The sequence below is a fragment of the Sphaerisporangium sp. NPDC049002 genome, from assembly GCF_040649355.1.
Classification (GTDB): Bacteria; Actinomycetota; Actinomycetes; order Streptosporangiales; family Streptosporangiaceae; genus Sphaerisporangium.
Genome location: NZ_JBEZFH010000024.1, coordinates 26,567 through 51,271, shown reverse-complemented (window position 1 = coordinate 51,271; position 24,705 = coordinate 26,567). Strand labels below are relative to the sequence as shown.

Here is a 24,705-nt window from a genome sequence, read left to right as displayed (position 1 = left end):
GAGCTGGGCGGCGCGCCGTACGTCGTCCTCGGCGACGGCCAGCTCGGTGAGCGCCCAGGCGAACTCCTCCTCGGCGGGGAAGAGCGCCCGGGAGGAGGCGCCGTCGATCGCAGGCCCCCTCGATCGGCGGCGTGCAGGTTCCTCGCGGCACGGGCCAGACCCTGCGCCTTCCGCGCGGAGCCTCGCTGTCCGACTTCGCCGACAAGATCGGTGCGAACCCCGCGTCGCTGGTGCAGATCATGCTGCACCTCGGCGAGATGGTGACCGCCACCCAGTCGGTGAACGAGGAGACCCTGCAGCTTCTCGGCGCCGAGCTCAACTACGCCATCCAGGTCGTCAGCCCGGAGGAGGAGGACCGCGAGCTTCTCGAGGCCTTCGACATCGAGTTCGGCGAGGACGAGGGCGACGAGAGCGACCTCGCGGCGCGCCCGCCGGTCGTGACGGTCATGGGTCACGTCGACCACGGTAAGACCAAGCTGCTGGACGCCATCCGCAACACCAACGTGGTGGCCCGTGAGGCCGGTGGCATCACCCAGCACATCGGCGCCTACCAGGTCGCGACCGAGCACGAGGGCCAGGAACGCAAGATCACCTTCATCGACACCCCGGGTCACGAGGCGTTCACCGCCATGCGAGCCCGTGGTGCCCAGGCGACCGACATCGCCGTGCTGGTGGTCGCCGCCGACGACGGCGTGAAGCCGCAGACCATCGAGGCGCTCAACCACGCCCACGCGGCGAGCGTCCCCGTCGTGGTCGCGGTCAACAAGATCGACAAGGAGGGCGCGGACCCGACGAAGGTGCGGGCCCAGCTCACCGAGTACGGTCTGGTGGCCGAGGAGTACGGCGGCTCGACGATGTTCGTCGACATCTCCGCCAAGCAGGGGCTCGGCATCGACGACCTGCTTGAGGCGATCCTGCTGACGGCCGACGCGGAGCTCGACCTCCGTGCCAACCCGACGATGGACGCCCAGGGCATCGCCATCGAGGCCCACCTCGACAAGGGCCGCGGCCCCGTGGCGACCGTGCTCGTGCAGCGCGGCACCCTGCGGGTCGGCGACTCGATCGTCTGTGGCGAGGCCTTCGGCCGCGTCCGGGCGATGCTGGACGACAGCGGCGAGAACGTCACCGAGGCCGACCCGTCGCGTCCGGTGCTGGTGCTCGGCCTCACGGCCGTCCCGAACGCCGGTGACAACTTCATCGTCGTCACCGACGACCGCATGGCCCGCCAGATCGCCCAGCAGCGGGCGGCCCGGCAGCGCATCGCCGACATGGCGAGGTCCAGCCGCAGGCGCACGCTCGAAGAGCTCTTCAGCGACATGGAGAAGGGCAAGGTCGACGAGCTCAAGCTCATCATCAAGGGTGACGTCTCCGGTTCCGTCGAGGCCCTGGAGGACGCTCTGCTCAAGATCGACGTCGGCGAGGAGGTGCGCCTCCGGGTGCTCCACCGTGCCGTCGGCGCGATCACCGAGTACGACGTCAACCTGGCCATCGCGGACGACAACGCCGTCATCATCGGCTTCAACGTGCGCCCCGAGGTCCGGGCGCGCGACCTGGCCGAGCGCGAGGGCGTCGACATCCGCTACTACTCGGTCATCTACCAGGCGATCGAGGAGATCGAGGCGGCCCTCAAGGGCATGCTGAAGCCGGAGTTCGAGGAGGCCCAGACCGGCACGGCCGAGGTCCGGGACGTCTTCAAGGTTCCGAAGATCGGCAACGTGGCGGGCTGTCTGGTCCGCTCGGGCACGATCACCCGCAACAGCAAGGCCCGCATCATCCGCGACGGTGTCGTCGTGGCCGACAACCTCACCGTTTCGTCGCTGCGCCGCTTCAAGGACGACGCGACCGAGGTCCGCGAGGGCTTCGAGTGCGGTATCGGTGTCGGGTACAACGACATCAAGATCGACGACGTCATCGAGACGTTCGAGATGCGGGAGAAGCCGCGCGCCTGACAGTGAAGGAAGCATGACGGCGGGTGTCCGTGGGTCCTTCCCACGGACACCCCCGTCTTCCTCGGTCGGCGGATCGCGGCGACAGCCATGTACATAGGTGCTCTGACTCTGGACATCCTGCTGGGCGACGTTCGTTCGCTGAAGCAGAAGCGCTCTGTGGTGCGTCCTCTCATCGCCGAGGTGCGCCGCCGGTTCCCGGCGGTCGCGGTGGCCGAGACCGGCCATCTCGACCTCCACCGCCGTAGCGAGATCGGCGTCGCCGTGGTGTCCGCCACGGCCGCGAACTGCGGTGAGGTGCTTGAGGCCTGCGAGCGGTTGATCGCCTTTCACCCCGAGATCGAGCTGCTGTCCGCCCGGCGGCGGCTGATCACCGAGGACGAGGACTAGGGCCCTCGGGAAGCCACCCATCCCGTGGGCCGTTAAGCGAGTAAAGCGAACAAAGAGGGGGAGCGCGATCGTGGACGCAGCACGCGCCCGTAAACTTGCGGACCGCATTCAGCAGATTGTCGCCGAGATGCTGGAGCGCCGGATCAAGGATCCACGCCTCGGTTTCGTGACGGTGACCGACACGAAGATCACCGGTGACCTCCGTGAGGCGACGGTCTTCTACACCGTCTTCGGCTCCGAGGCCGAGCGGGCCGACACCGCCGCCGCCCTTGAGAGCGCCAAGGGGGTCATCCGTTCGGAGGTGGGACGCCAGACCGGCGTACGGCACACGCCGACACTGACCTTCAGCCACGACCCCCTTCCCGACAGTGCCCGGCACCTCGACGAGCTGCTCGCCGAGGCCAAGGCCCGCGACGAGGAGATCGCCAAGAAGGCCGAGGGCGCCGTCCACGCCGGCGAGGCCGACCCGTACCGCAGGCCCGGCGACGAAGACGACGAGGGCGATGACGACCTGCGAGCGGAGCTCGGCGCCGAGCCGTCCGACCGCGCGGGGCGTTCCGCACCGTGATGCCGGACGTACGACCTCCTGAGCGGCCTCCCGCGCACGCGGTGCGGGAGGCCGACTGGCGGCGTGCCGTCGAGCTGGTGCGGGACGCGGGCGAGGTCGCGCTGGTCTGCCACGTGGCCCCCGACGGCGACGCGCTCGGCTCGATGCTCGGGTTCGGCATGGCGCTCCGCCGGGCCGGCAAGCGGGTGGCGGCGTCCTTCGGTGACCGCAGGTTCGCGGTGCCCCGCCTGCTGCGCTTCCTGCCCGGCCAGGAGCTGCTGGCCGAGCCGGCGGCGTACCCGGCCGAGCCGGAGCTGATGATCAGCTTCGACGCCCCCACGGTCGACCGCCTCGGCCTGCTCGCCCCGAACGCCGGCAAGGCCCGCGAGCTGATCGTGGTGGACCACCACCCCTCCAACACCGGGTTCGGCACCGTCCAGCTCGTCGACTCCTCGGCCGCCTCCACCTCCATGCTGGTGGAGGAGCTGATGGCGCGGCTCGGTCTCGGCGTCGACCGCGACATCGCGACCTGCCTCTACACCGGGCTGGTCACCGACACCGGGTCGTTCAGGCACTCCTCCACCACGCCCGCCGTGCACGAGATGGCGGCGCGGCTGGTCGCGACGGGCCTGCGGACCGACGAGATCGCCCGCGAGCTGTGGGACCGCTCCCCGTTCGCCTATCTCAAGATCCTCGCGGCGGCCCTCGACCGGGTCACGCTGGACGAGCGGGCCGCCGGTGGGCTCGGCCTGGTGTGGACCTTCGTGACCTCGGCCGACCGGGCCGCCTACTGCCTGCCGTACGACGAGTGCGAGGGCATCATCGACGTGATCCGCCGCACCGACGAGCCCGATGTCGCCGTGGTCCTCAAGGAGGACGACGACGGGGCCTGGCAGGTCTCCACGCGCTCCAAGGGCCAGGTGGACGTCGGCCGCGCCTGCACGGCCCTGGGCGGCGGCGGCCACGTGCGCGCGGCGGGCTTCACCTCGCACGACTCGCCCGAGGAGACCATGGCGAGGTTCCGCTCGCTCATCGGCCCCTCCACCTGACCTGTCCGACCGGCGACCGCGCCGATGACTTTCCGAGGATGTTCCCGATGACCACGGCGGGCAGCAGGACCGACGGCACCGTTCGCGCGAAGCGGCCGGCGCCGCCGAGCGGGTTGGTCATCGTGGACAAGCCCGCCGACTGGACCTCCCACGACGTCGTCGGCAAGATGCGGCGCCTGGCCGGCACGCGCAGGGTCGGCCACGCGGGCACCCTGGACCCCATGGCCACCGGGGTGCTGGTGATCGGCGTCGAGAAGGCCACCCGGCTGCTCGGGCACCTGGCGCTCACGGAGAAGGGCTATGACGCCACGATCCGCCTCGGGATGACCACCAACACCGACGACGCCGAGGGCGAGACCCTCACGGAGACCTCCGCCGCCCACGTGACCGACGAGGCCGTACGGGCGGGCGTGGCCGCCCTCACCGGTCCGATCCAGCAGGTCCCACCCCAGGTCAGCGCCATCAAGGTGAACGGTGAGCGCGCGTACAAGCGGGCCAGGGCGGGCGAGGAGGTCCAGCTCCAGGCGCGTCCTGTCACCGTCCACGCGTTCGAGATCACCGGCATCCGCCGCCACGGGGACGTGGTCGAGGTGGACGCGTCGGTGAGCTGCTCCAGCGGCACGTACATCCGCTCGCTGGCCCGCGACCTCGGGACGGCGCTGGGCGTCGGCGGCCATCTGACCCGGCTGCGCCGCACCCGCGTCGGGCCGTACGACCTGTCGGCGGCCCGCACGATCGAGCAGCTCGCGGAGGACTGTGTGATCCTGCCGATCGCCGACGCCGTGGCGGCGGCCTTCCCGCGCATGGACGTGTCGGAGGAGCAGGCCGCCCTGGTCGCCCACGGCGGGCGCCTGCCCTCGGCGGGCCTCGGGTCCGGTCCCATCGGCGTATTCGCCCCCGACGGCACGCTCCTCGCCCTGGTCGAGGAGCACGGCAGGACCGCCAAGCCCCTCGCCGTCTTCGTCCCCTAGACGGGACGTCCCTCGGCGCTCAGCCGGCCCCTCGCGCGCGGGGGGCCGGCTTTTTACTTGCCCTTTGTTGTCCGCCGTTACCGGGATGCGATGGTGTTGTCGCACGTCAGAGCGGGGGGCTTGCGGGGCTCGCTGCCGAAACGCAACATTCCAGTAATAGATTAGAAACTTATAATCTTTACGTTCCTCGGTATGAGGTCGTCTGAGTCACCGGACTCTCCATCCCCCGAACCGCCGGTGGAGATCGATCGCGGATCTCCCGTCCCCTACCACGAGCAGATCTACCGGCTGCTGCTCGACCAGATCGTGTCCGGACGCCTCGCCCCCGGTCAGAAACTCGTGCAGGAGAAGGAGTACGCGGCACGTCTCGGGGTCAGCCTGGCCCCCGTGCGGCAGGCGATCCTGGCGCTCGCCAAGGACGGCTACCTGACCAGGACGCGAGGGCGTGGCACCTACGTCCGCGAGGCCAAGGTCGGCGCCGAGATCCAGCTGCTGTCCAGCTTCACGGCCACGCTCAACGCGACGGGGCTGCCCGCCGCGATGCGGGTGCTGGCGGCGGAGACGGTCCCCGCGCCCGAGCCGGTCGCCACGGCGCTCAGGCTCCCGACCGGCGCGGAGGTCTTCCGCCTGCGACGGGTGGCGTTCCTGTCGGGCGAACCGGTGGTGCTGCTCACGGCGTCGTTGCCGGTCTCGCTGTTCCCCGGCCTCGGCGACGCGGACCTGACCGGGTCGCTCTACGAACTGCTGCATGAGCGGTACGGGACGGTGATGACCTCCGCGCGGAACGTCATCGAGGTGGTCAGGGCGCTTCCCGAGCACGCCGGTCACCTCCAGGTCCCGGTGGGCGAGGCGCTGCTCCGGGTGGAGGCCGTGACCCACGACCAGCACGGCGTCCCTGTGGAGTTCTCGCAGGTCCTCTACCAGGCCGACCGGTTCAGGTTCGAGATCGAGAGCCATCCCCAGCACGGTGTGGGCTTCCAGCCTGGTCGAACACCCCCCACGACATCCCCGACGGCATAGCCGCGCGGATCGGCGGTCCCACGGCCGGCCGGCTCCGCGGCTCCCTAGCTCCATAGCTCCACCGCTCCACAGAGAGGGGCCATTGCCGTGGCCACATCGAGTCAAATACCGGCGTCCTCCTCCGACAGGCAGGCCGGCGTCTTCGTCCGGAACGCCACCGGACTGATCCGCGAGGTGTCGTTCTTCGACGCCTTCGTGATGAACACTTTCGGGATGAACGTCGCGGTCGGCGGCGTCTTCCTCTTCCTTCAGGCGCAGACGGCGTTCTCCGGGGGCAACATGCTGCTCGCGGTGGTCATCGGCACCCTGCTGATGGCGTTCACGCTGCTCAGGGTGTACGCCGAGTTCTCCGCCGCGATGCCGCGATCGGGCGGCGACTACGTGTTCGTCAGCCGCACGCTGCATCCCATCCTCGGATTCCTGCTCTCCTGGAGCCAGGGCCTGTGGATGATCTTCTTCTGGATCGGGTTCAACGCCTACTTCGCGCTCACCTTCGCGGTGCCCGCCGCGCTGGCGACGCTGACGTCGGTCACCGGCCAGGCGGTCTGGCTCGACATGGGCAACGCGCTCCTCGCCAAGCACGACCTGCTCGGCATCACCACCCAGTGGTGGGTCCTCGGCCTCGGCACGATCATCACCGTCGGCTTCGGCGTGCTCATCGTGCTGGGCGGCCAGCGGTACTGGCGGTGGCAGAAGTTCCTGTTCGCCGTCGCGGGCGTCAGCCTCCTCGTGTCCTTCGCGCTGCTGCTCTTCAACGGCGGGCACATCTCCGCCGGCTGGAACGAGTTCGCCGGCAGGAACCACGGGCTGAGCTTCGACCAGATCATCCCGGCGGCCGAGAAGGCCGGCTACACCGGCAACGCCGCGCCGTTCAGCTTCGTCGACACCCTGCTGATGCTGCCATGGGTGTTCTTCGTGGTCGGTTACGCGCAGGGCTCCGCGCAGATCGGCGGCGAGATCAAGCGGGCGTCCAAGACCCAGTACCGCGCCATGGTCGGCGGCGTGCTGATCAACGGTCTCGTGCTCGCCCTGCTCACGGTCGTGCTCACCAGCAACGTGAGCCCCCAGTGGCTCGGCAGCCTGGGCTACCTGGCCGGGGCCGCCCCCGACACCCTCGGCCTGCCCGCCGGGCTGCCGCCCGGCTTCAACTTCCTGGCCGCGCTGCTGACGCACAACGTCTTCCTGCTGCTCCTCATCGGCGTCGGCTTCGTGATCTGGGCGGTGATGGGCACCCCGCTGTCGACGATGCAGGCGACCCGGTACATGCTCGCCTGGTCCCTCGACCGCACGGTGCCGCAGAAGCTCGGCGACGTCAGCGAGCGGTTCCACACCCCGGTGAAGGCCATCGTGCTCTGCGTCATCACCGGCGAGCTCGCCCTGATCGCCCTGGTCAACTGGTCGGACGCCAGCCTGCTCGGCGCCCTGCTCGCGCAGATCCTGGCATTCATCATCGTGTCTCTGGCCGGGGTTGTCTTCCCGTACCGGCTGCGCAACGTCTGGGAGTCGGCGGGCGGCAAGCGGGTGTTCGGCATCCCGGCGGTCGCGCTGGCCGGCGCGGGCGGCGTGCTCTCCCTCGGCGCGCTGATGATCACGTTCATCGCCGACGACACGATCAACTCCATGTTCGCGGTGACCCGGCAGCTCTCGCTCTGGTTCATGTTCGGCGTCGTCGCGACCGGAGTGGTCTGGTACGTCGCGGCCCGCCTGATCAACCGCAGCAGGGGCGTCGACCTCAGCCTGGTCTACCGGGAGATCCCGCCGGAGTGACCGGCCCCGCCCCCGCCCACCAGAGATCACGAAGGAGCAGTACAGATGCGTCCGACCAGTACCGCGAACCCGCGGCGCGTGCTCGTCATCGGCAACCTGACCATCGACGACGTCGTACGGTCCGACGGCACGGTGCGTATGGCCAGCCCCGGTGGCAACGCCGTGTACGCGGTGCTGGCGGCGCGGCTGTGGAACCCGGCGGCCGGGATCGTCACCAGGCGTGGCGACGACCTCCCCGCCGGGATCCTCGACACGCTCGACCGGCTGGAGGTGGACACCACCGGGGTGCGGACCGTCGAAGGTCCCACGGTCCGCAACTGGGTGGTCTACGAGGACGACGGGCGGCGGCACTGGCTGTACCGGACCCCGAGGGAACGATCACGCGAGGTCGCGGTGCGGCCGGAGGACCTCCCGGACGGCTGGCTGGCGGACGACCCGGCGCCCGTGGTGCACATCGCGGCCATGCCCCTGCCCGCGGCGGCCGAGCTGGTCGACCACATCAGGACCCGCGCCCCAGGCGCGCTGATCACGCTGGACACCCACGAGGACTGGGCCGGCGATCCCGAGGCCGTCCTGCGGCTGGCCACGCGCGCCGACGTGTTCGTCCCCAGCAGGGAGGAACTGGCCGAGCTGGCCGGCTACGACGACCCGCCCCGGGCGGCGGCGCTGCTCCGGCGGCGCGGCGTCCCGGCGGTGGTGGTGAAGCTCGGGGCCGAGGGCGCCCTGATCGACGCGGAGGGCATGGCGGCGCCCGAGCGGGTCGTGGCCTACCCGGCGAACGCCGTCGACACCACCGGCGCCGGGGACACCTTCTGCGGTGCGCTGGCCGCCGCGCTGGCCTGCGGCCTGACGTTGCCGGCGGCCGTACGGCGCGGCGCGGCCACAGCGGCGTGGGCGATCGAGGAGTACGGCTCGCTGGCCCTGGCGGGTCTCGACCGGGAGACCGCCCGGCGGCGGTTCGCGGCCCTGCCCACCGGATCGGGCGCCGCGCCCACCCCGGGGCCGGTCGCCCCGCCCACCCCGGGGGGGTCCGCCGCGTCCGCCGCCGAGGAGCCCGCGTACGACATCGACGTGATGCGCCGGGAGATCGCCATGATCCCGGACGTGATCGCCCAGCACCTGGACGACCCCGACGGCCACGTGGAGCGCATCGCGCGGATCCTGGCCGATCGCGGCATCGAGCATCTGTTCATGGTCGGCTGCGGCGACTCCTACTTCGCCGGGCTGGCCACGGCGCTGGCGTTCCAGCGGCACACCCAGATCTCCGCTCGGGCCGTGCACGCCCTCGACTTCGCCCGCTACCAGGTGCGTTACCTGCCGGAGCGGAGCGCCGTCGTGTGCGTGTCGTTCTCCGGCAGGGTAGGGCGCACCACCGAGGCGGTGGTGCAGGCACGCAGGTTCGGCCATCTGGCCATCGCGCTGACCAACAACCAGAGCGGCGCGCTGGCCGAGGCGGCCGAGCTGGTGCTGCCCATCGGGGTGCCGACCCTCGGCTTCTCACCCGGCACCAGCACCTACCTCGGCATGGTCGCCACCCTGGACGACCTGGCCCTGCGGTGGGCGCGGGCCCGCGGGCGGGACACCTCCGCCGCGCGCGCCGCGCTCACGGCCGTACCCGCGCTGGCCGAGCGGACCCTGCGGGCCAACGCGGGCCCGGCGGACAAGGCGGCGCGGTCGCTGGCCGGGCACGGCTGGATCACCTTCCTCGGGGCGGGGCCCAACGAGTCGTCGGCGAAGTTCGGCGCGGCCAAGCTGTTCGAGGGCCCGCAGGTCGTCGGGGTGAGCACCAACATCGAGGAATGGGCTCACGAGGAGTACTTCGTGAGCTCGGCCGGAACCCCGGTGGTCATGGTCGCCCCCTCGGGAGCCGGAGCCGACCGGGCGGCGGAGATCCTGAGCGAGCTCGACTTCATCGGGGCCTTCCCGATCGTCGTCAGCGACCTCGCCCCAGAGCGGCCCGCGCTGCACCTGCCGCTGGCCCCCGGAGTACCCGAGGAGTTCTCGCCGCTGCTGGCGGCGCTCCCGCTGAGCCTGATCGGCTTCCACCTCGCCGAGGCGCTGGGCAAGAAGAGCTACAACTTCCCGAGCGAGGCGGCGAAGACCGAGCACTACGACACGATCCACCGTGTCGTGATCGGAGAACCGGCATGAGCGCTCCCGTCCCCCTCGCCGACATCGAGGCCGAGGCCACCCGGCTCACCTCCGCGTTCGCCGGGCGCGGCCTCACCGTACGGCTCATCGGCGGCCTCGCCGTCGCGCGGCACCGGCACCGCGACGTGCCCGCCACGCTGGGCCGGGAGTACGGCGACATCGACCTGGTGATCCTCCCGAAGGAGGGCAGGGCGTTCAGGTCGGCCATGACCGAGCTGGGCTACGTCCCCAACGTGCGGTTCAACAACATGCGCGGCGACCGGCGGATGCTGTTCGCCGACGAGCCCAACGACCGCAAGCTCGACGTGTTCGTGGGTGGGTTCCAGATGTGCCACAGCATGGACCTCGCCGACCGGCTCTCGCTGCACCCGGAGACGCTCTCGCCCGCCGACCTGCTGCTCACCAAGCTGCAGGTGGTGGAGGTCAACCGCAAGGACCTGACGGACGCGCTGACGATCCTGCTCACCCACGAGGTCGCGGCGCCGGACGCGCGGGGGACCGGGATCGACCACATCAGCTCCGACCGGCTCGTGAGGATCACGAGCACGGACTGGGGCTGGTACACGACCTTCACCGACAACCTCGCCCGGCTTCCCGCCCTCGCCGCCGAGCTGCTCGGCCCGGCCGAGGCGGAGGCGGTCGGCGGCCGGGTACGCGGGCTCGGCGAGGTGCTCGCCGCCGCCCCGAAGTCGCTGAAGTGGCGGGCGCGCAACGCGGTGGGCCGCCGCGTGCCCTGGTACGACCTCCCCGACGAGATTGGAGGGCCGATCGATGCGCAGTCGTGACGTCAAGATCTTCTTTGCCACCGACATCCACGGTTCGGACCGCTGCTTCCGCAAGTTCGTCAACGCCGGCAAGTTCTACGGGGCCGACGTGCTGATCATGGGTGGCGACATCACCGGCAAGATGCTGGTGCCCATCGTCGAGGGCACCGGCGGGCGGTACCGCTCCCACCTGTTCGGCCGTGACCGTGAGGTCGGGGCCGCCGAACTGCCCGCCCTGCGCAAACTCATCGCGGACGCCGGGTTCTACGCCTACGACACCACCCCCGACGAGATCGCCGAGTTCCGCGAGCGCCCGGAGCTGGTCGAGGAGACCTTCCGCAAGCACATGCACCAGACGCTGTCGGCGTGGATGTCGCTGGCGGAGGAGCGGCTGGCGGGCACCGGGATCATGTGCCTGCTCGCGCCGGGCAACGACGACCCCCTGTTCGTCGACGACGTGCTCGGCTCCTCCGACATGCTGATCAACCCCGAGGGGCAACTGGTCGAGCTGCCCGGCGGCTTCACGATGATCTCGGTCGGCTACTCCAACCCCACCCCGTGGGACTCCCCCCGGGAGCTGCCCGAGGACCAGCTCGCCGAGCGCATCAACCGTGAGGCGGCCAAGGTCCCCGACACCTCCAAGGCCATCTTCAACCTGCACGTGCCGCCCAAGGACACCCCGATCGACCAGGCCATGGCCCTGGACGCCGAGTTCCGCCCGGTGCTGAAGTCGGGAAGCCCGGTGATCACCGGGGTCGGCTCGCAGGCCGTACGCGACGCGATGACCACCTACCAGCCGCTGCTCGGCCTGCACGGGCACATCCACGAGTCCCGGGGCGAGGCCGGCATCGGCCGCTCCCGCTCGATCAACCCGGGAAGCGAGTACTCCGAGGGCGTGCTGCGCGGAGCCCTGATCAGCCTGTCCACCAAGAAGGGGATCCGTGGGTACCAGCTCGTCGCCGGATGAGGCGCCGGGGGCTCCCACCGTGGCGATCGTCGGATCGGCGCGGCTGGAGGCCCCCGACCCCGCCTGGCACCAGGCCTTCGCCCTCGGCGCGGCGCTCGGCGGCCGGGGCTGGCGGGTGATGACCGGCGGGTACGGCGGGCTGATGGGGGCCGCCGCCCGGGGCGCGCGCGAGGCCGGGGCGGCGGTGGTCGGGCTGCCCATGAGGGGCTGGACCGGGCTCACCCCGAGCCCGTGGTGCACCGAGCTCCGCTGGGCGGACGACTACGCCGGACGGCTGCGCCACCTGCTCGCCGCCGACGCGGTGGTGGCCCTCCCCGGCGGGGTGGGCACGCTCGGCGAGGCCGCCGTGGTCTGGTCCGCCCTGCAGACAGAGCCGGGCGCGGCCCGGCTGGTGCTGCTCGGCGCCCGCTGGCGGCGGCTGCGGGAGGCGTTCGCGGCCGAACTGGTCGTCGGCGCGGACGACCTGGGGCTCGCGCCCGTGGCCGAGGACGTCGGCGAGGCCCTGACCCTGCTGGAGCGGACCCTCGCGCAGGCCACCGTCCCCCGTCCCCGGGGCTGAGCGTGGAAGCGCCGCCGGACCTGGTGATCCACGCCCGCCGGGCCGTCACCGGCCGCCGCGAGGCCCCGGCCACGGTCTCGGTGCGCGGCGGCCGCGTCGCCGCCGTCGCGCCCCACGGCACGGCCTTCCCCGGCGCCGCCGAGGTGGTCGAGCTGGGGCCGGACGCGGTGCTGCTGCCCGGCCTGGTCGACTCGCACGTCCACATCAACGAGCCGGGCCACACCGAGTGGGAGGGGTTCGCCAGCGCCACCCGCGCCGCGGCGGCGGGCGGGATCACGACGCTCGTCGACATGCCGGTGGACAGCGTCCCGGCCACCGTCGACGTCGCGGCGCTCGCGGCCAAGCGCGCCGCCGCCTTGGGGCGGTGCCACGTCGACGTCGGCTTCTGGGGCGGGGCGATCCCCGCAAACACCGGGGAGCTGGCCGCGCTGCACCGGGCCGGGGTCCTCGGCTTCAAGTGCTTCCTGGCCGACTCCGGCGCCCCGGACTTCCCCCCGCTGTCGGAGGACGGGCTCCTCACGGCGATGCGGGCGCTGCGCGAGCTCGACGCCGTGCTGCTCGTACACGCCGAGAGCGAGGCCAAGCTGGCGAGCTGCCCGCCGCCGGGAGGGCGGCGCTACCGGGACTTCCTCGCCTCGCGTCCCGCCCGCGTCGAGCGGGCCGCCGTCGCCACGGTGATCGGCGCGGCCAGGCGGACCGGTGCCCGCGCCCACATCGTGCACCTGTCCGGCGCCGAGGCGCTGCCGCTGATCGCGGCCGCCCGCCGCGACGGCGTGCGGATCACCGCCGAGACCTGCCCCCACTACCTCTCGCTGTGCGCCGAGGAGATCCCCGACGGCGCCACGGAGTTCGCGTGCTGCCCGCCGATCAGGGAGGCCGCCAACCGCGAGCCCCTGTGGTCGGGGCTGGTCCGGGGCACCCTCGACCTGGTGGTCTCCGACCACTCGCCCTGCGCGGCCGAGCTCAAGCACCGCGACACCGGCGACTTCGGCGCCGCCTGGGGCGGCATCTCCTCGCTACAGCTCGCGCTGCCGGTCGTGTGGACCGAAGCCCGTCGTCGCGGGATCTCCCTGGCCGAGGTCGTCCGGTGGATGAGCGAGCGCCCCGCACGCCTCGCGGGCCTCGCCGCCAAGGGCAGGATCGCCCCCGGATACGACGCCGACCTGTGCGTCTTCGCCCCCGACGAGGGCTTCACCGTGCGCGTGGAGGATCTGCACCACCGCCAGCCGGTCGGCCCGTACACCGGCCGGCGTCTGTACGGGACGGTCCGCCGCACCTGGCTGCGCGGGCGCGACATCGACCCGCTCCATCCCGCCGGACGGCTGCTGGCCCGTACGGCGCACCGCCTGGAGGGCGCCTCATGAAGATCCTTGTCGTCAACCCCAACACCTCGGAGTCCATGACCGCCTCCATCGCCGAGACGGCGCGGCGGGCGGCCTCGCCGGGCACCGAGATCCTCGCCGTGCGGCCCCTGTACGGCCCGGAGGCGATCGACTGCGCGATGGAGAGCTACCTTTCGGCGGTCGCGGTCATGGACCGGATCATGACCATCGGCGAGCCGTACGACGCGGTGGTGATGGCCGGGTTCGGCGAGCACGGGCGCGAGGGCGTGCAGGAGATCGTCGAGGTCCCCGTCCTGGACATCGCCGAGTGCTCGGCCCACGTGGCGCAGCTGATCGGCCGCGCCTACTCGGTGGTGACCACGCTCCAGCGCTCGGTCGGCGCGATCGAGGACCGGCTGAGGCTCGCGGGGCTCGCCGAGCGGTGCGCATCGGTCCGCTCCTGCGGGTTGTCCACCCTGGACGTCGACCGCGACCCGGCCGCCGCCATGGAGGCGATCGTGGCCGAGGCCGAGCGCGCCGTGCGCGACGACCACGCCGAGGTGGTCTGCCTCGGGTGCGGCGGCATGGCCGGGCTGGACGAGGCGATCACCGCGCGGCTCGGCGTGCCCGTGGTCGACGGCGTCGCCGCCGGCGTGCGCCTGGCCGAGGCCCTGGTCGGACTCGGCCTGCGCACCAGCAAGGTCTGTACGTACGCGCCGCCGGACCCCAAGGCCATCACCGGATGGCCACTGTCCCGGCACCTCGGCATGGAGGCCCGATGAACCCCGAAGACCCCGCGACCCCGCCCGGCGCGACGGGCATGGCCGGCGTCGACCTGGCGTCCCGGTGGCTCGGCGCCGGTGTGGTCGCCGCGAGCGACGAGTCGTTCGGCTTCAAGGAGAACCTGCTGGTCCCGGCCGCCGCGGACTTCGTGCCTGGTCGCTACGACCACCGGGGGGAGATCGTCGACGGGTGGGAGACCCGGCGGCGGCGCGGGGAGCCCGGCCACGACTGGGCGATCATCAGGCTCGGCGCGCCCGGCGTGATCACCGGTGTCGACGTGGACACCAGCTTCTTCACCGGCAACTACCCCCCGTACTGCCACGTGGAGGCCTGCGGGATGGAGGGATACCCCGGGGTGGACGAGCTCACGTCCCCGGACGCGGGATGGATCGAGATCGTGCCCCGCAGCCCCCTGAAGGGGGACGGGCACAACGTGTTCGCCGTGTCCGATCCCCGCCGGTTCACCCATGTCAGGCTGTCGATCCATCCGGACGGGGGAGTGGCACGGCTGCGCGTTCACGGCGAGGTCGTGCCCGATCCGAGGCACTGGGACGGCCTGACCTTCGACCTGGCGGGCCAGGACCAGGGCGGCCTAGTGGTGGGCAGCAGCGACGCCTTCTACACCTCTGCCGAGCTGCTCAACCGCCCGGACCGGGCGCGCACCATGGGGGAGGGCTGGGAGACCGGCCGCCGCAGGGACGACGGTCACGACTTCGCGGTGATCAGGCTCGCCGCGACGGGGCGGCTGCGGCAGGTGGAGATCGACACCAGCCACTTCAAGTACAACGCCTCCGCCGAGGTCGCGCTGTACGGCCGCGCCCCCGGGGACGGTGGGCTCAGGGACGGCACGCTCGGGCTCGGCGACGGCGGGCTCGGCGACCGGGGGCTCGGGGACGGCGGGCTCGGGGACGGTGGGCTCGGGGACGGCGCTCCGCCCTCCGAGCCGGGCTCGCCGCCGTGGTTCCCGGTGCTGCCGCGCACGAGGATACGGCCCGACACCCGGCACGTGTTCACCCTGCGCGAGCCCGGCGAGGCGGTGACCGCCGTGCGGATCGACGCGTTCCCCGACGGGGGCATCTCCCGGGTCCGGCTGGTCGGCGCGGTCGAGCCCTCCGCCCGGATCCGTGCCGGCCTGCGCTGGTTCAACGCGTTGCCGGAAAGTCAGGCCGCGTCCTGCCTCGCCGCGGAGGGCGTACCGGAGGCGGACATCGCGGGCGCGCTGGCCGCGAGGCCACTCTCCGGGGACCTGCCCGGGGGTATCGCCGGGGAGGTCCTCGCGTATCTCATCCGCGGCCGGGCCTGAGAGCGGCGCGCGTTCAGGGGTCGGGGGGTGCGTCAGGGGCTGGGCTTGACAGCGGCGTGCGTCAGGGGCCGGGTCTGAGAGTGGGGTGCGTCAGGGGTCGGGTCTGAGAGTGGGGTGCGTCAGGGGTCGGGTCTGAGAGTGGGGTGCGTCAGGGGTCGGGTCTGAGAGTGGGTGCGTCGGGGGCCGGGCCTGCGAGCGGGGTGCGGGAGCAGGCGAAGATGGGGTGTTCCCGTCAAACGGAGCACCGGGCGTCTCTTGATCGTGGCCGTGCGGTCTCCCTCGACGTGCCGGCGCGTCACCTGAAAGGCCCGCGATGATGCCTGACCTCCCGCGCTACGAGTGCTCCTGCGGGCGTTCCCACGCCCCCACGGCCGAGCGGTGGAGGTGCGACTGCGGAGGGACGCTCGATCTCGCTCCCACCGCGCTGAGCTGGAGCCCCCGGCCCGGCGACCATTCCCTGTGGCGCTACGAGGACGCCATCCCCGTGCCGGGCCGCCGTCTCAGCCTGGGCGAGGGCATGACCCCGCTGATCGAGGCATCCCTGCACGGCGAGGAGGGGGTGCGGCTCAAGCTGGAGTACGTCTCGCCCACGGGCTCGTTCAAGGACAGGGGCGCGGTCGTGCTCGTGGCCCTCGCCCGCGTACTCGGCGCCACCCGGCTGGTCGCCGACAGCAGCGGCAACGCGGGCACGGCCGTCGCGGCGTACGCGGCCCGCGCGGGCGTGGCCGCCGAGATCTTCGTGCCGTCGGGCACCAGCGAGAAGAAGCTCCTGCAGATCCGGGGGCACGGAGCCACGGTCACGGTGGTCGAGGGGTCGCGCGAGGACACGGCCAGGGCGGCGGCCGAGCGGGTGGAGGCGACCGGTGCCTTCTACGCCAGCCACGTCTACAACCCCTACTTCTACGAAGGCACCAAGACCTACGCCCTGGAGATCTTCGAGCAACTCGGCGGGACCGCTCCCGCCACGCTGGTCCTGCCCGCGGGCAACGGCACGCTCGTCCTCGGCGCCCACCTCGGGTTCGCCGGGCTGCGCGCCGCCGGGCTCGTCGACCGTCTCCCGCGCATCGTGGCCGTGCAGGCGGAGCGGTGCGCGCCCGTGGCCGCCGCGTTCGCCGCCGGGAGCGACGACGTCGGGCCGGTCGCTCCGGGGAAGACCGTGGCCGAGGGCATCGCCATCGCCGCGCCCGCGCGGGGCGCCCGCATGCTGGAGATCGTCCGGGAGACCGGCGGGGCGGTCGTCACCGTGTCGGACGACGAGATCGGCGCGGCGCACGCCGCCCTGGCCGCACGGGGGCTCTGGGTCGAGCCGACGGGCGCCGTCGCGTACGCCGCGGTGCGCCGGCTGCGCACGGGCGGCTCCCCTTTCGGGGAGGGCACCGTCGTGGCCCCGCTCTGCGGCTCGGGGCTCAAGGCGTCGATGTGACCGCCCGTACGGGCCGGGCGGCGCGCGCGGCCGTACGGGGGTCGCCCGTCCGGAGATCGGAGATCGGGGCTCGGCGGGGGCGGCGATAGGGTGGGGAAGCGCCGCCGCCGTCCGGGCGAAGCGCGCTTCGGGGAGCTCGCATGAGTCCACCGGTATGCGGGCACCGGCCGGGCGGGGGAGTGGCAGGGGCGTCGCCCGGCGCCCCGTGCCGCTGGGCTACCCTCGTCCCCGTGCGGTGAAATCCGATCCGCATGGCAGGCTTGGGTGAGCGTGACCATCAGCACAGGAGCGAGGTCGAGGTGCAGGGCTGGCACGGACTCGACGACGTGCCCGGAGACTGGGGCAGGTCTGTCATCACGATCGGGGTGTTCGACGGTGTGCACCAAGGCCATCAGCGCATGGTCGAACGTGCCGTCGCCATGGCGGCCGGCCTGGGACTTCCCTCTGTAGTGATCACCTTCGACCCCCACCCCGACGAGGTGGTGAGGCCCGGGAGCCACCCGCCCCGGCTCACCACGGCGCGGCACCGCACCGAGCTGCTGGGCGCGCTCGGCGTCGACGCGGTGTGCGTCCTGCCGTTCACGCTGGACTTCTCCCGCATGACCCCCGACGAGTTCGTCCAGGCGGTCCTCGTCGACCGGCTGCACGCCGCGGGCGTGGTGGTCGGGGAGAACTTCCGCTTCGGCCACAAGGCGGCGGGCGACGTCGAGACGCTCCGCCAGCTCGGTGAGAAGTACGACTTCGTGGCGGAGGCGGTCCCCCTGGTCAGCAGTGGCGAGGCGATTTCCTCCAGCCTGGTCAGAGAGAGCCTGGCGGCGGGTGACGTAGCGGCGGCGGCCGAGGCGCTCGGGCGTCCCCACCGCGTCGAGGGCGTGGTCGTCCGCGGGCACCAGCGTGGCCGGGCGCTGCTCGGCTTCCCCACGGCCAACATCGAGTCCCCCGCGTTCACCGCGATCCCGGCCGACGGCGTGTACGCGGGCTGGCTTGAGTGCACGCAGTCCCCCTCGCCGTACGAGGGGAAGCGGTGGCCGGCGGCGATCTCCATCGGCACCAACCCGACGTTCGAGGGGGTCGAGCGCACGGTCGAGGCCTACGCACTCGACCGCGACGATCTCGATCTCTACGGTGCCCACGTCGTCGTCGACTTCGCCGTGCGGCTCCGCGACACGCTGAAGTTCGACTCCGTCGACGCGCTGATCGAGCAGATGCACCGCGACGTCGACGAGGCCCGCCGCCTGATCGGCGGCTGATCGGCGGCGGCCGGTCGCGAGGGCCTGAACCGGCCGATCGCCTGGTGGCCGCGCGGGGGCGAGGCGCACGGCGCCGTCCATGGGGCCGTTCACGGGGCTGTCCACGGTGATGCCAGGGCGATGGTAGCCTGACGTGTCGGCTCGGTTTCGGCGCGCTGCGCGCTGCCCGTCGACCGGTTACGGCGACTGTAGGCATACACGGTCGTTCGTAAGCAATCATCTGACGTGTGCCCGTAGACAGTTGAAGGAGAGCCGTGTCGCTCGACACCGCCGCCAAGAAGACGATCATCAGCGAGTACGGAACCGGAGACGGTGACACCGGGTCCCCCGAGGTGCAGATCGCGCTGCTGAGCAAGCGCATCAGCGAGCTCACCGAGCACCTCAAGACCCACAAGCACGACCACCACAGCCGCCGTGGGCTGCTGCTGCTGGTCGGCCGTCGCCGCCGCCTGCTGAAGTACCTCGCCAGCAAGGACATCGCGCGCTACCGCACCCTGATCGAGCGGCTCGGTCTGCGCCGATAGTGTGGAGGGGAGCGGCATCGTGCCGCTCCCTCTCTCATATCAGGGCAAAGGCATCCCTGATATGGAGAAATCCGGTCGGCGCGTCGCGACGCGGCGCGAGGCCGCTTCTGAGCAAACTTGCCTCTAGCACGACAACTGAAGAGCCGAGAAAGTGCCCCGCGTCCGCACAGCACAAACGCGCGTTCCCGTGACGCCTGCGGGCCGGTCCTCGGTAGTGGCTTCCGGATGTCGACGGCGATCACGCCGTACAGCCCGGGTGCTTCGATCGAAGACCGGCGCTGCACATGACGGGGAGCCGGCATAACGGAGCCAGGCACGAGCGAGCCGACCGCGACGATACCGGTCGGCCGGCGCGTGCCTGAGCGAGTGCGAGCACAGCACGGACGCGGGCGACGACCCAAGGAGGTCCCCCGTGGAGGGTGTCCACAGCACGGAAGCCGTGATCGACAACGGCTCATTCGGAACGCGTACCATCCGGTTCGAGACCGGGCGGCTCGCGCGTCAGGCGGCGGGAAGCTCCGTCGTCTACCTGGACGACGACACGATGGTCTTGTCCGCCACCACCGCGTCCAAGCATCCCAAGGAGAGCCTGGACTTCTTCCCGCTCACCGTGGATGTCGAGGAGCGGATGTACGCCGCGGGCCGGATCCCCGGTTCGTTCTTCCGCCGTGAGGGCCGGCCGTCCGAGGACGCCATCCTCACCTGCCGCCTGATCGACCGCCCGCTGCGCCCGTCCTTCGTCAAGGGCCTGCGCAACGAGGTCCAGGTCGTGGCGACGATCATGGCGCTCAACCCCGACCACCTGTACGACGTCGTGGCCATCAACGCCGCGAGCCTGTCGACGCAGCTGGCCGGCCTGCCCTTCTCCGGCCCGATCGGCGGCGTCCGCGTCGCACTGATCAGCGGCCAGTGGGTGGCGTTCCCGACCCACTCGGAGCTGGAGGGCGCGACCTTCGACATGGTCGTGGCCGGCCGGGTCCTGGAGGACGGCGACGTCGCGATCATGATGGTCGAGGCCGAGTCCACCCGCGACACGCTCAAGCTCGTCGGCGAGGGCGCGGTCGCTCCCACCGAGGAGACCGTGGCCGAGGGCCTGGAGGCGGCGAAGCCGTTCATCAAGGTGCTCGTCGAGGCGCAGAACAAGATCGCTCAGGTCGCCGCCAAGGAGACCGCGCAGTTCCCCGTCTTCCTCGACTACCAGGAGGACGCCTACGAGGCCGTCGTGGGCGCGGTGCGCAGCGAGCTGGCCTCCGCGCTGACGATCGCCGGCAAGAAGGAGCGCGAGACCGAGCTCGACCGGGTGAAGGCACTCGCCCTGGAGAAGCTCGGCCCCGACTTCGAGGGTCGCGAGAAGGAGATCTCCGCGGCCTTCCGCTCGCTCACCAAGAAGCTCATGCGCGAGCGCGTGATCAACGAGGGCGTCCGCATCGACGGCCGGGGGACCAAGGACATCCGGCAGCTCAGCGCCGAGGTCCAGGTGGTCCCGAGGGTCCACGGGTCGGCCCTGTTCGAGCGTGGAGAGACCCAGATCCTGGGCATCACCACGCTGAACATGCTCCGCATGGAGCAGATGATCGACACGCTCAACCCCGAGCGCACCAAGCGCTACATGCACAACTACAACTTCCCGCCGTACTCCACCGGTGAGACCGGCCGCGTGGGCTCGCCCAAGCGCCGCGAGATCGGCCACGGCGCGCTCGCCGAGCGGGCGCTCGTGCCGGTGCTCCCGAGCCGCGAGGAGTTCCCGTACGCCATCCGCCAGGTGTCGGAGGCGCTCGGGTCCAACGGCTCGACCAGCATGGGCTCGGTCTGCGCCTCGACCATGGCGCTCCTCGACGCGGGTGTCCCGCTCAAGGAGATGGTCGCGGGCATCGCGATGGGTCTCATCGGCGAGGACGGCCAGTTCGTCACGCTGACCGACATCCTCGGTGCCGAGGACGCCATGGGCGACATGGACTTCAAGGTCGCCGGCACCCGTGACGTCATCACGGCGCTGCAGCTCGACACCAAGCTCGACGGCATCCCGGCGTCGGTCCTGGCGGGCGCGCTCAAGCAGGCCAAGGCGGCCCGTCTCGCGATCCTCGACGTGATGCAGGAGGCGATCGACTCCCCTGCGGAGATGAACCCGACCGCGCCGCGCATCATCACGATCAAGGTCCCGGTCGACAAGATCGGCGAGGTCATCGGCCCGAAGGGCAAGATGATCAACCAGATCCAGGACGACACCGGCGCCGAGATCACGATCGAGGACGACGGCACGATCTACATCGGCGCGACCGACGGCCCGTCGGCCGAGGCCGCGCGGACCACGATCAACTCGATCGCGAACCCGCACATGCCGGAGATCGGCGAGCGCTACCTGGGCACGGTCGTCAAGATCGCGGCCTTCGGCGCGTTCGTCAGCCTGCTGCCCGGCAAGGACGGCCTGCTGCACGTCTCCCAGATCCGCAAGCTGCACGGCGGCAAGCGCATCGAGAACGTCGAGGACGTCATGAACGTCGGCGACAAGATCCAGGTGGAGATCGCCGAGATCGACTCGCGCGGCAAGCTCTCCCTGGTCCCCGTCGAGGTCATCGAGAAGGAGGCCGCGGCCAAGGCCGAGGGAGGCTCCACCGAGGAGGTCCCGAGCCAGGCCGACTCCGAGCCGCGTGACGAGCGCGGCGACCGCGGCGAGCGGGGCGGCGACCGGCCGCGCCGGTCGCGCACCCGCGGCGGCCGGGACGACCGCAACTCGTGACGACCACCACTCTGCACCCCGGCAGGGACGGTGCCGGGGTCGTGCAGCGCACCGTCCTTCCCGGTGGTCTCCGGGTGGTGACCGAGACCATGCCGACCGTACGTTCCGTCGCGGTCGGCATGTGGGTCGGCATCGGGTCGCGTGACGAGGCCTCCGAGCACACGGGGGCCACCCACTTCCTCGAACACCTGCTGTTCAAGGGCACTCCCACCCGCGACGCCCTGGAGATCTCCGCGGCGATCGAGGGCATCGGCGGCGAGATCAACGCGTTCACCGCCAAGGAGTACACCTGCTACTACGCGCGGGTGCTCGACGAGGATCTGCCGCTGGCCATCGACGTGCTGGCCGACGTCGTGACCTCCTCCCTGATCACCGCCGAGGACGTCGAGTCCGAGCGCGGCGTGATCCTGGAGGAGATCGCCATGCACGACGACGACCCGTCGGACGTCGTGCACGAGCAGTTCTCGGCGGAGCTGTACGGCGACACCCCGATCGGGCGGCCCATCCTCGGGTCGGTCGAGTCGATCAACGACCTGACGCGCGACCGCATCGCCGAGTACTACCAGAGCTACTACCAGCCCCCGCACACCGTCGTGTCGGTGTGCGGCAACGTCACCCACGAGCGGGTGGTGGAGCTGGTGGCCACGGCCTACCAGCGGGCGGGCGCGCTCGGCGGCACCGGCACTCCGGTCCCGCCGCGCCTGACCGGCGAGGGCGCCTCGCCGCGCTCCGGCGTGCGCGTGGTCGACCGGCCGACCGAGCAGGCCAACCTGGTCCTCGGCACGACCGCGTTCTCGCGTACGGACGACCGGCGCTTCGCCCTGGGCGTGCTCAACGCCGCCCTGGGCGGGGGCATGTCGTCCCGGCTCTTCCAGGAGATCCGGGAGAAGCGCGGCCTGGCCTACTCGGCGTACAGCTTCACGGCCCAGTACGCCGACACCGGCCAGTTCGGGATCTACGTGGGATGCCTTCCCGCCAAGGTCGACGAGGTGCTGAAGATCTGCCGCGAGGAGATCACCCGGGTCGTCGCCGAGAGCATCACCGAGGACGAGATCGGGCGCGGCAAGGGCCAGATGCGCGGCGGCCTCGTGCTCGGTCTGGAGGACACCGGCTCCCGCATGTCGCGCATCGGCAAGAGCGAGCTGGTGTACGACACGCTGATGCCGGTCGACGAGGTGCTGGCGCGCATCGACGCCGTCACCCCCGAGGAGGTCGACTCCGTGGCCAGGGAGATCCTTTCCCAGCCGATGACGCTGGCCGTCATCGGGCCGTACGGCGACAAGGACTTCAGCGCCTTCGTCGGCTGACGGCCGTGACGTCACCAGGCCCGGGTCCCCGCGAGGGGCCCGGGCCTGTTGTTCGCGCTACGCTTGGGCGTCGTGATCAGGGTTGGAGTTCTGGGCGCCCGCGGGCGCGTCGGTGTCGAAGTCTGCAAGGCCGTCCACGCGGCGGACGACATGGAACTGGTGGCGGCGGTCGACGCCGGCGATCCCATCGAGTCGCTGACCCCCGCCGAGGTGGTGGTCGACTTCACCCATCCCGACGTGGTCATGGACAACCTGAAGTGGTGCGTCGAGCACGGCGTCCACCCCGTGGTGGGCACCACCGGGTTCGACGCGAGCCGCCTCGCGACCGTGCGGAGCCTGCTCGCCGCGCACCCGGGCGTGAACGCTTTGATCGCCCCCAACTTCGGCATCGCCGCCGTACTGATGATGCACTTCGCCCAGCAGGCCGCGCGCTACTTCGAGTCCGTCGAGATCGTCGAGCTCCACCATCCGGGCAAGGCCGACGCCCCCTCGGGCACGGCCCGGCGTACGGCCGAGCTGGTGGCCGAGGCGCGGCGCAAGGCGGGCCTCGGCGCCATGCCGGACGCCACGACCTCCGAGCTCGACGGCGCCCGAGGGGCCGACGTCGACGGCGTGCGGGTCCACGGGGTGCGCCTGGCGGGCCTGATCGCCCACCAGGAGGTGCTGCTGGGCGGCGACGGCGAGATCCTCACGATCCGCCACGACACGATGAACCGCTCGTCGTTCACCCCCGGCGTGCTCCTCGGGGTCCGCCGCGTACGCGACCTCCCGGGCCTCACCGTCGGCCTGGAGAACCTTCTCGACCTCTGAGCCCTTCTCCGCGGGGCGGGATGGGCTCTGGAGGGCCCTTCCACGGCCGTGGAAGGGCCTTGGTGCGACGTCAAGCCTTACGGGCGGGCAGAGGCATTCAGGACGCAGGCCGATCCTTCAGGGCGCAGGCCGATCTTTCAGAGTGCCAGGCCGATCGTGAAGAGCAGGCCGAAAGCGAGCTGGAGACGACCGGTCTGCTGGAGTGTGGTGATCAGGGAGCGTCCGATCCCCCCGCCCTGCACGGCCCTGACCGGGCCGAGGGCGAGCGGCAGCGCGAGCACGGTCAGCAGGGTGAACGGCCGTACGAACGCCAGGGCCAGCGCGACGGCGAACGGCAGCAGCAGGCAGGTGCTGTAGAGCACGCGGGTGCGGGTGTCGCCGAGCACGACGGCGAGCGTGCGCTTGCCCGCCGGGCCGTCGGTCGTGATGTCGCGCAGGTTGTTCACGACGAGCAGCGCGCAGGCCAGCAGCCCGACCGGCACCGCCGCCGCCACGGCGGCCCAAGGGAGGCTTTCCAGCTGCACGTACGTGGTGCCGGCCACGGCCACCAGGCCGAAGAAGACGAACACCGAGATCTCGCCGAGCGCGCGGTAGCCGTACGGGCGGGAGCCTCCGGTGTAGAACCAGGCGGCGGCGATCGCCAGCGCGCCGACGATCAGCAGCCACCAGGCCCCGGTCACCACGACCAGCACGAGCCCCGCGACCGCCGCCGCGAGGAAGCACCCGAGCGCGGCCAGCAGCACCGACCGGGGAGCGGCCACCCGCGAGCCGACGAGCCGGAGCGGGCCCACGCGGTCCTCGTCGGTGCCGCGCACGCCGTCGCTGTAGTCGTTGGCGTAGTTGACGCCCACCTGGAGGATCAGCGCCACGAACAGGGCCAGGAGGGCTCGCCACCAGACCGCTCCGCCGTACGAGACGGCCACGCCCGTGCCCACGGCGACGGGGACCACCGCCGCGGGAAGGGTGCGGGGCCGTGCCCCCGCGAGCCACTGAGCGGGTGTCGCCAACGTCGCCCCTCTTCGGAAGATCGGGTCCTCGGCGGGAGCGCTCGCTCCACGGGCCCGGGGAAATTCGCGTATGCAGGCTATTTCATGGCACGCCCTGCCTTGTGACGG

Annotated in this window: 20 protein-coding genes and 1 pseudogene; 20 read left to right on the top strand and 1 reads right to left on the bottom strand. The window is 71.7% G+C overall.

Annotation, left to right across the window (positions count from 1 at the left end; all coding sequences use genetic code 11):
* Positions 1-92: 92 nt before the first annotated feature.
* The 20 genes and pseudogenes from infB to dapB form a co-directional block, all read left to right on the top strand.
* Positions 93-1,949, top strand: a pseudogene (gene infB, locus AB0B89_RS08205) (translation initiation factor IF-2); the annotation flags it as partial.
* An 87-nt stretch (positions 1,950-2,036) separates the two neighbouring features.
* Positions 2,037-2,336, top strand: a complete 300-nt coding sequence (locus AB0B89_RS08200; protein ID WP_358549886.1) for a DUF503 domain-containing protein — start codon at positions 2,037-2,039, stop codon at positions 2,334-2,336.
* A gap of 67 nt (positions 2,337-2,403) precedes the next feature.
* Entirely contained in the window at positions 2,404-2,904 is a 501-nt protein-coding gene (gene rbfA, locus AB0B89_RS08195) for a 30S ribosome-binding factor RbfA (protein ID WP_358549892.1), read from the top strand.
* Complete coding sequence (locus AB0B89_RS08190; protein ID WP_358549884.1) at positions 2,904-3,932, top strand: bifunctional oligoribonuclease/PAP phosphatase NrnA; 1,029 nt, start codon at positions 2,904-2,906, stop codon at positions 3,930-3,932. The genes rbfA and AB0B89_RS08190 overlap by 1 nt, the downstream gene beginning before the upstream one ends.
* Before the next feature lie 47 nt (positions 3,933-3,979).
* The gene (truB, locus tag AB0B89_RS08185) at positions 3,980-4,903 is read left to right on the top strand and encodes a tRNA pseudouridine(55) synthase TruB (protein ID WP_358549882.1); all 924 of its coding nucleotides are present in this window, start codon (positions 3,980-3,982) and stop codon (positions 4,901-4,903) included.
* Between the two features lie 192 nt (positions 4,904-5,095).
* Positions 5,096-5,923 carry a GntR family transcriptional regulator gene (locus AB0B89_RS08180; protein WP_358549880.1) on the top strand — a complete coding sequence of 276 codons (828 nt, stop codon included), beginning with the start codon at positions 5,096-5,098 and terminating at the stop codon, positions 5,921-5,923.
* Positions 5,924-6,010: 87 nt separating this feature from the next.
* The gene (locus AB0B89_RS08175; protein ID WP_358549878.1) at positions 6,011-7,690 is read left to right on the top strand and encodes an APC family permease; all 1,680 of its coding nucleotides are present in this window, start codon (positions 6,011-6,013) and stop codon (positions 7,688-7,690) included.
* 45 nt (positions 7,691-7,735) lie between these two features.
* A complete protein-coding gene (locus AB0B89_RS08170) occupies positions 7,736-9,841 on the top strand; it encodes a PfkB family carbohydrate kinase (protein ID WP_358549876.1) in 2,106 nt (701 codons plus the stop codon).
* Positions 9,838-10,626: a hypothetical protein gene (locus tag AB0B89_RS08165; RefSeq protein WP_358549874.1), complete on the top strand. Its 789-nt coding sequence runs from the start codon at positions 9,838-9,840 to the stop codon at positions 10,624-10,626. The genes AB0B89_RS08170 and AB0B89_RS08165 overlap by 4 nt, the downstream gene beginning before the upstream one ends.
* Positions 10,613-11,572, top strand: a complete 960-nt coding sequence (locus tag AB0B89_RS08160) for a hypothetical protein (RefSeq protein WP_358549872.1) — start codon at positions 10,613-10,615, stop codon at positions 11,570-11,572. Before AB0B89_RS08165 ends, AB0B89_RS08160 begins: the two co-directional genes overlap by 14 nt.
* Complete coding sequence (locus AB0B89_RS08155) at positions 11,547-12,131, top strand: LOG family protein (protein ID WP_358549870.1); 585 nt, start codon at positions 11,547-11,549, stop codon at positions 12,129-12,131. Before AB0B89_RS08160 ends, AB0B89_RS08155 begins: the two co-directional genes overlap by 26 nt.
* A 2-nt stretch (positions 12,132-12,133) precedes the next feature.
* Complete coding sequence (gene allB / locus AB0B89_RS08150) at positions 12,134-13,495, top strand: allantoinase AllB (protein WP_358549868.1); 1,362 nt, start codon at positions 12,134-12,136, stop codon at positions 13,493-13,495.
* Positions 13,492-14,235 carry an aspartate/glutamate racemase family protein gene (locus tag AB0B89_RS08145; protein WP_358549866.1) on the top strand — a complete coding sequence of 248 codons (744 nt, stop codon included), beginning with the start codon at positions 13,492-13,494 and terminating at the stop codon, positions 14,233-14,235. Before allB ends, AB0B89_RS08145 begins: the two co-directional genes overlap by 4 nt.
* Complete coding sequence (alc, locus tag AB0B89_RS08140; protein WP_358549864.1) at positions 14,232-15,539, top strand: allantoicase; 1,308 nt, start codon at positions 14,232-14,234, stop codon at positions 15,537-15,539. Before AB0B89_RS08145 ends, alc begins: the two co-directional genes overlap by 4 nt.
* Positions 15,540-15,855: 316 nt before the next feature.
* Entirely contained in the window at positions 15,856-16,962 is a 1,107-nt protein-coding gene (locus AB0B89_RS08135; protein WP_358549862.1) for a pyridoxal-phosphate dependent enzyme, read from the top strand.
* Between the two features lie 299 nt (positions 16,963-17,261).
* Entirely contained in the window at positions 17,262-18,212 is a 951-nt protein-coding gene (locus AB0B89_RS08130; protein WP_358549890.1) for a bifunctional riboflavin kinase/FAD synthetase, read from the top strand.
* 254 nt (positions 18,213-18,466) lie between these two features.
* Positions 18,467-18,736 carry a 30S ribosomal protein S15 gene (gene rpsO / locus AB0B89_RS08125; protein ID WP_358549860.1) on the top strand — a complete coding sequence of 90 codons (270 nt, stop codon included), beginning with the start codon at positions 18,467-18,469 and terminating at the stop codon, positions 18,734-18,736.
* A 412-nt stretch (positions 18,737-19,148) separates the two neighbouring features.
* Positions 19,149-21,473: a polyribonucleotide nucleotidyltransferase gene (locus AB0B89_RS08120; protein ID WP_358549856.1), complete on the top strand. Its 2,325-nt coding sequence runs from the start codon at positions 19,149-19,151 to the stop codon at positions 21,471-21,473.
* Positions 21,470-22,780: a pitrilysin family protein gene (locus AB0B89_RS08115; protein WP_358549854.1), complete on the top strand. Its 1,311-nt coding sequence runs from the start codon at positions 21,470-21,472 to the stop codon at positions 22,778-22,780. Before AB0B89_RS08120 ends, AB0B89_RS08115 begins: the two co-directional genes overlap by 4 nt.
* 72 nt (positions 22,781-22,852) lie before the next feature.
* On the top strand, positions 22,853-23,590 hold the full coding sequence (dapB, locus tag AB0B89_RS08110; RefSeq protein WP_358549852.1) for a 4-hydroxy-tetrahydrodipicolinate reductase: 738 nt from the start codon (positions 22,853-22,855) through the stop codon (positions 23,588-23,590).
* Positions 23,591-23,727: 137 nt separating this feature from the next.
* Here the strand turns inward: dapB and AB0B89_RS08105 are convergent, their stop codons facing one another.
* Complete coding sequence (locus AB0B89_RS08105; protein WP_358549850.1) at positions 23,728-24,597, bottom strand: 1,4-dihydroxy-2-naphthoate polyprenyltransferase; 870 nt, start codon at positions 24,595-24,597, stop codon at positions 23,728-23,730.
* Positions 24,598-24,705 lie beyond the last annotated feature (108 nt).